Raw genomic sequence first — 6452 nt, 5'->3', positions numbered from 1 at the left:
AAATGATGTCTGTTGACTCATTTGTTATCCGCTTCAAACATCGGGGAGATGTTTGAAGCATAATTTACTAGCGAAATTGACATTCGCAAATTTGTTTAACTCTGAAATCTAATTTCAAAGTACTTACACATTTGATTGTCAAAACTTTATTCAGTTTTCAAAGATCTACGTTGTCACTTCATACCGAAGCAACGTATATTAACTATACTCTGTTAATTTCAATAAGTAAACGACTTTTTGGAATTAATTTTGAAATAGTTGTTTGAATATTGTTATACCGCTTGTCGGCTGCTTTGCAACGTCCTTACGAGACAACTTAAATATCATATAACATAATTATATCTTGTGCAACCTTTTTTTCGAAATAATTTGTTTAACTATTTAATTTGTAAAGTTACTTCATTGTATACACACTAAATATCTAAATCAATAACCCTAACTTCATTTATATTTAATCCTAATTACACGCTATAAAAATCACAAAATCACCCAAATTTCAATAACTTTTCTAACAATTAATTGGTTTATTGCTTGTACAAACGTCCTAGATACGTTAAAATAATTCGGTAGTACATTTACGAGAGGAGACATTAAACATGGCACAACGTAAACCATATAACTCATGGGCAGGCACACGTCCCGTTGCTCCTGCTAACGATACTGCTAAAGCAAAACGTCGCGCAGAAGTTGACGCAATCGCAGCTTGGGCTAAAGGTAAGGGCGACCTTCCTACTAAAGACGCTAAGTAATTAGTCGTTAATAAAAACCGGTAACGAATCATCGTTGCCGGTTTTTTTGTCTATTCATATACTAATACATATTTACGATCATAACGTCCTGCTCCAACTAATTCATGCCCAACGCGAACATTAGCGAGCGTCATTGGTACGACTTCCATTGGTGGTAACATCAAAACACCATTAACAATCATATTCAACAACGCTTCTAAGTCCGTACCAGAACTAGTTAAGAACTCTTGTGTTGCCGTAATATCAGTTCTAGTAGTCTCTGGTTCATCAACAATTGAGACTAGCTTACCACCTGTTTTAAGCACGGCTAACGATTTGGCTAACGTTTCACCACCGATTGTATCTAAAATTAAATCAAATTCGACACCAAGCGTGTCCAATTCCGTCGTTGTATAGTCAATCGCGGTAATGTCAGCTAATTTGTTTAACTTAGCAACATTGGCGGTACTAGCAGTTGTATAAACATGGGCACCAGTATTTTGAGCTAATTGAACCGCAATACGACCAACATTACCCATACCACCATGAATTAAAATCGTTTGATTAGGCATCGGTTGTAAATAGTGCCGAATCATTTGGTAAGCAGTTTGACCTGATACAGCCAAACTAACCGCTTGTGCATACGTCATTTCAGCTGGGATTCGGGCTAATTCACGTTGATTAACCGGGACATACTCACCATATGTTTTGAGGTAGCGTGAAGCAACTACCCGCTCGCCAATATGATACCCCGTCACAGCATCCCCAACCGCAACAATTTCACCAGCAACACTTGAGCCTGGAATAACTGGTAGCGCATGTCCATCAGTTTGACCCGCACAAAACGCAACATCATAAGGTTCGATTGCAATTGCACATTGGCGCACTAAAACTTGCTTAGGCGAAATCGTTGGTTCTGGCGTACTCAACTCAACTAAATGGGCCAAGTCCCCAAATTCACGTAATACATATGCTTCCATTTCCATGATTGACCTCCAGGATCTATCTACCGCCCTAAAATTTTGACCGCTTCACGTTCAAGCATATCCCATAAAAATGGGGCTTGTGCTTCAAAGGCAGTGACAAAATCAAATTGAGCATTGGTTATTGTACCCACTTCTTGCTTCATAAAGTCAGTTACAACAAAGTCATCACCAACTTGCCGCACCGTATAGTAATGGCCTTCAAGTTTTTCGTCAAAAATTGCTTGGAGCCCCCGTAACAATGTATCCATGATTAATAACGGGGCCGTTGTTACTTCACCTTGCGCTTGCAAATATGCAAGTTGTTCCATTAATTCGGGCATATCGGCAGCAATGATATCTTTATCCATCTTAATTAATTCTACCTTTATTGTTTTTACTTACTTTATTTCATTGTATAATAATAACCGAATTGATTCTAGAAATAATAACGAAGAAGTAGAGGTGAGCATTTTGGAACCAACTGTAGTAACAGCTCAACAGATGCAAGCTTACGACAAATATACAATCGAAACAATCGGGATGCCCAGTGCGGTATTGATGGAACGGGCGGCCTTATCAGTCATTGCCACCATTGCCGCTGGGGGCTTTGATTTATCACGGGTCCTAATTGTTGCCGGTACTGGTAATAATGGGGGTGATGGCTTGGCAATTGCCCGGCTCCTTCACCTTAAAGGCATCGATGTCAAAGTCTTGCTCTTAGGTGATGAACGCAAATTATCAAAAGCTAACAAAGAGCAATTGGCAATTTGTCGCAAATACCAAGTCAAAATTGGCCACTCAATCAAAGATTTCCGTGATTACACCCTCATTATCGACGCCCTCTTTGGGATTGGTTTGAGGCGTGATATCACTGGTAAGTTATCCGAAGCCGTTAAGAAAATTAACGCTTCAAATCAACCAGTTGTGGCGGTCGATATTCCATCCGGATTAGACGCGACCACTGGTAAGATTTTAGGATCAGCGATTCGGGCCAATACCACGATTACGTTTGGATATTTGAAAGTCGGCTTGACCGTCGGTGACGCCAGCAAACGGGTTGGTAAAGTCATCGTCAAAGATATTGGGATTTATGCCCCAGAATTTTAAGCGATTTTGCAAATTAGGAGAGTACCAAACATTATGAAGACAATTCTCGTCGGTGCGGGGCCCCGGAGCCTCATCTTAGCCGAGCGTCTAATCAGCAACTATGAGCACGAGGCCACTACCGATAGCTTAAGCATTCAGCTAATTGACCCCTATGCCATTGGGGGCCGGGTCTGGCGTATCGATCAAAATCCACTATTTTTAATGAACAGTGCGATTCAACAATTAACCTTTTTCACAGATGAGGCCGTTGCGATGGCTGGTCCTGTCCACAATGGGCCTAACTTCTATGAATGGGTCCAAACCGAAGCACCCGCTTACCTTGCCGCTCATGCAGATCAAGGGACTGCGAGTTACTTTTTGAACCACTTAAATGATCTAACGTTAAACAGCTACCCAAGTCGGGCCTTGTTAAACTTCTATGCCAACTGGTATTACGAGCAATTACAAACACGGGCCCAAGCAGCGGGGATTGAATTAACCTACACCCAAGCTGAAGTAACAGATATTCATAACGACCAACCGCCTTACACGGTGGTGACTAATGTTGGTGACTTCACAGCAGACCATGTCGTCATGGCGCTTGGCCACTCAAGTAACCGGCCCACGCCTGAAGAAGCCCAATTAGCGGCGTTTGCAGCTGAACATAACCTCAACTACATTCAAGCCCAACACCCGGCTGAAGCGGATTTAAGCACAATCCCAGCCGATGAAGCGGTCGTGATTCGTGGTTTAGGCTTAAGCTTCTTTGACTACATGATTCAATTGACCATCCAACGTGGGGGCCATTTTGAACCAACGAGTGCCGGCACATTGCGTTACCATGCCAGTGGCTTAGAACCGCATATTATTGCTGGTTCGCGTAGTGGGTTACCATTACATGCCAAAGGAATTAACCAAAAAACACAAGGTACGCGTTACCGGACGCACTTCTTAACCGAAGCCAAACTCGCGGAATTAACTGCCAATGGCCAACAAACTGTGCCCTATGCGACTTTCAAAGCGTTGTTTGTCGCTGAAATGGAGTACGTTTACTACACCAATTTGGCCAAAGAACGGGCTTGGGATGTCACGGCGTTAGCGGCCCAATTAGTTAACAGCACCGATTTAAATGCGACCGCCCTTGAATTTGGCTTTGCTGCTAGTGATTTGTTTGACTTAGCAAAAGTTACCCACCCCTTTGGGACTGAAGATGAAACGACGACCGACTATGAAACGTTAATCGAACGCTACTTAGCTTTTGATGTTGAAGATGCCGGTAAAGGTAATCTCGATGCCCCATTGACGGCCGCATTTGACTTAATTCGGGATATCCGGGATAACATTCGGATTCTAATTGAGGGCAATGGGTTTACTAACGATGACCGCAAAAAGTTCCTCACCGAGTTCAATGCCCTCTCAAGCTTGATCTCAGTTGGACCACCGCGAATCCGAATTCAACAAATGCTTGCTTTAATTGAAGCTGGTATTCTAGAAGCCGCACCAGCGGGTTTAAAGGTTGGTATTACCGCTGATAAGTTCTTTGTCTCAACGGATAATCCTAATTACGAGTATATCGTTACAAACTTAGTGGAAGCGCGTCTTGGTGCGATTGATTTACACCGCAGTACGAATCCACTGGAAGCAAACTTGCGTGATGAAGGTGTGATGACGAGTGCGAGTTACTTATTATCTGATCAATCAGTTTACTCAACTGGGGCCTTAATTGTTGACCGCCAAACATTTGAATTGATCACCAGTACTGGTCACCGGATGGCTGGGTTACATGCTTACGGGGTTCCAACTGAAAAGTACATGTGGTTCACCACTTCCCTTCCGCGCCCATATGGAAATGACCGGATGTTACGCGATGCTGATAACATTGCCCGGACCATTTTAACCGCTGTGGAAGTTCGTTAATTTAAATCATCCAAAGATACCTCGTCTGAATTTAACTAATTCAGGCGGGGTATTTGTTTACCCAAAATTTTGCAAATTTACGAGCGTATTATTTGCATAAAACTTTAATTAAGTTTAATCTATATTTGTTTAATGAAATAGATTATCTAACAAATAGCTATTTTGTTTAAATATAATACTTATTTTTATTATAAAAAGACATTTAGAGCATAAATTGGGGGAACAATTATGTTAACAAATTCAGGGAACAGTATTGTTAAAGCTAAAATGGGGCAATTTGTCGTTGGGATGACCGTTGCCATGATCGTGTTAGTCGGGGCGGGCTATCTTGTCATGCATGCGATGTTGGCTAAAGCCGGGGTCGCTGCGAGTGTCAATGCCCAAGAAACCGGCATGTACTGGGGGATCTGTTTGAGTATTTTAGCCGTCATTGTCATCGGCTTAACCATCGCGGTACGCTACGCCGGCATGAGTGTCCTAATTTTTACGCGATTCTTTTCAAACTTATATACCGAAATCGCCAACGGTCAATTAAAAAAGATTCGGCCATTTACCGACGCTGAAAAGCAAGCACATAGTAAACATGTCCAAAAAATCGCGACGTTAATGTTGCCCGATGAGCATGGTAATGAAATGGCGCGCATGAGTTACAACTTTAATATGATGCTAGCTGCCATCGATAAAACGATTCGTGAAGTTCAAAGCGAAAGTCAAAACTTGGCCAACGATGCGACCGAATTATTGAGCTTATCACACAAAACGAACGCTTCAACTGATGATGTGGCTCACACGATTACGGCGATTGCCGAAGTTACTGGGAGCCAAGCACAAGATACTGAAAAGAGTGTCGCTCAAGTGCGGGACTTATCAGAAGTTGTCAGCGAATTAAAACAACTCGTAACGCTGATGAGTGATAAATCTAACCAATCATCCCGTTTAAACAAAAATAATTTATCATTAACTAAAAGTGTTGAAGCTAATTGGGAAAAAGAGTTACAAAACATGCAAACCCTTTTAGACAAGGTCAGTGCGATGAATAATAGTATCCAAGATATCAGCCAAATCATTAACGTGATTAACGGCATCTCACAACAAACTAACTTACTCGCCTTGAACGCCTCAATTGAAGCCGCTAGTGCCGGCAAAGCGGGTGAAGGGTTCGCGGTCGTGGCTGCTGAAATTCGCACGCTAGCTGAACAAAGTAAGGCGTCAACCAAAGATATCGTCAAAATCATTACCAAAGTCCAACAACACTCTAGCGAAATGGTCGCACAAACAACCGCATCCGTTAAAGGTGGTGAAAAGCAATCGGCCTTGATTGCTGAAGCGATTACCTCTACAAATCAAGTCTTTGAAAATAACACCGCCTTGATTGATAAAATCGATACCATCGAACAATTAAGTAGCAAAATCAACGTCATTCAAAACGCCGTGCTCACTAATTTGGAAAATATTTCAGCCGCCACGGAAGAAAATTCCGCTGGGACCGAAGAAGTCTCTGCCAATGCCCACGATGTGCTAGGCACCATGAACAATTTCAGTACTAACGTCGGTAACTTATCAAATATGGCCGACAAGCTTAATAAGTTAAGTAAGCAATTTGTAGTCTTTGAATAACCAACCTAGCGCGTAGTTACAAACCGTTCTAGCCAAACTTTTCTGTTAAAACGCACTCGCAAAAGCTAATATATTCGAAATACGACAAAATCCTCTATGAAGAAAATTCTTCATAGAGGATTTTTAGTGTATTGCACAA

Annotated in this window: 6 protein-coding genes; 4 read left to right on the top strand and 2 right to left on the bottom strand. The window is 42.0% G+C overall.

Annotated elements, in window-relative coordinates; genetic code table 11:
• Nucleotides 1-596: 596 nt before the first annotated feature.
• The gene (locus LQZ75_RS06655) at nucleotides 597-749 is read left to right on the top strand and encodes a hypothetical protein (RefSeq protein ID WP_168721768.1); all 153 of its coding nucleotides are present in this window, start codon (nucleotides 597-599) and stop codon (nucleotides 747-749) included.
• Nucleotides 750-799: 50 nt separating this feature from the next.
• On the opposite strand, the gene LQZ75_RS06650 is transcribed toward LQZ75_RS06655, so the two are convergent.
• Both LQZ75_RS06650 and LQZ75_RS06645 read right to left on the bottom strand, forming a co-directional pair.
• Nucleotides 800-1714 carry an NADP-dependent oxidoreductase gene (locus LQZ75_RS06650; RefSeq protein WP_230097053.1) on the bottom strand — a complete coding sequence of 305 codons (915 nt, stop codon included), beginning with the start codon at nucleotides 1712-1714 and terminating at the stop codon, nucleotides 800-802.
• A 20-nt stretch (nucleotides 1715-1734) separates the two neighbouring features.
• Entirely contained in the window at nucleotides 1735-2061 is a 327-nt protein-coding gene (locus LQZ75_RS06645) for a hypothetical protein (protein WP_230097052.1), read from the bottom strand.
• Between the two features lie 103 nt (nucleotides 2062-2164).
• Between LQZ75_RS06645 and LQZ75_RS06640 the strand changes: the two genes are divergently transcribed.
• From LQZ75_RS06640 to LQZ75_RS06630, 3 genes are all read left to right on the top strand, one after another.
• Nucleotides 2165-2800, top strand: coding sequence for an NAD(P)H-hydrate epimerase (locus LQZ75_RS06640; RefSeq protein ID WP_284707426.1), 636 nt, complete (start codon nucleotides 2165-2167; stop codon nucleotides 2798-2800).
• 33 nt (nucleotides 2801-2833) lie between these two features.
• Nucleotides 2834-4696, top strand: coding sequence for an FAD/NAD(P)-binding protein (locus LQZ75_RS06635; RefSeq protein WP_230097051.1), 1863 nt, complete (start codon nucleotides 2834-2836; stop codon nucleotides 4694-4696).
• Between the two features lie 228 nt (nucleotides 4697-4924).
• A complete protein-coding gene (locus LQZ75_RS06630) occupies nucleotides 4925-6313 on the top strand; it encodes a methyl-accepting chemotaxis protein (protein WP_230097050.1) in 1389 nt (462 codons plus the stop codon).
• The last annotated feature ends 139 nt before the right edge of the window (nucleotides 6314-6452 follow it).

It is taken from the genome of Periweissella fabaria, from assembly GCF_918814575.1.
GTDB classification, from domain to species: Bacteria; Bacillota; Bacilli; order Lactobacillales; family Lactobacillaceae; genus Periweissella; species Periweissella fabaria.
This window is presented reverse-complemented; position numbering and strand designations above follow the sequence as displayed.

Bases quoted from the DNA above. Each gene is read 5' to 3' on its own strand.
- LQZ75_RS06655 (WP_168721768.1), top strand. From the start codon at position 597: ATGGCACAACGTAAACCATATAACTCATGGGCAGGCACACGTCCCGTT.
- LQZ75_RS06650 (WP_230097053.1), bottom strand. From the start codon at position 1,714: ATGGAAATGGAAGCATATGTATTACGTGAATTTGGGGACTTGGCCCAT.
- LQZ75_RS06645 (WP_230097052.1), bottom strand. From the start codon at position 2,061: ATGGATAAAGATATCATTGCTGCCGATATGCCCGAATTAATGGAACAA.
- LQZ75_RS06635 (WP_230097051.1), top strand. From the start codon at position 2,834: ATGAAGACAATTCTCGTCGGTGCGGGGCCCCGGAGCCTCATCTTAGCC.
- LQZ75_RS06630 (WP_230097050.1), top strand. From the start codon at position 4,925: ATGTTAACAAATTCAGGGAACAGTATTGTTAAAGCTAAAATGGGGCAA.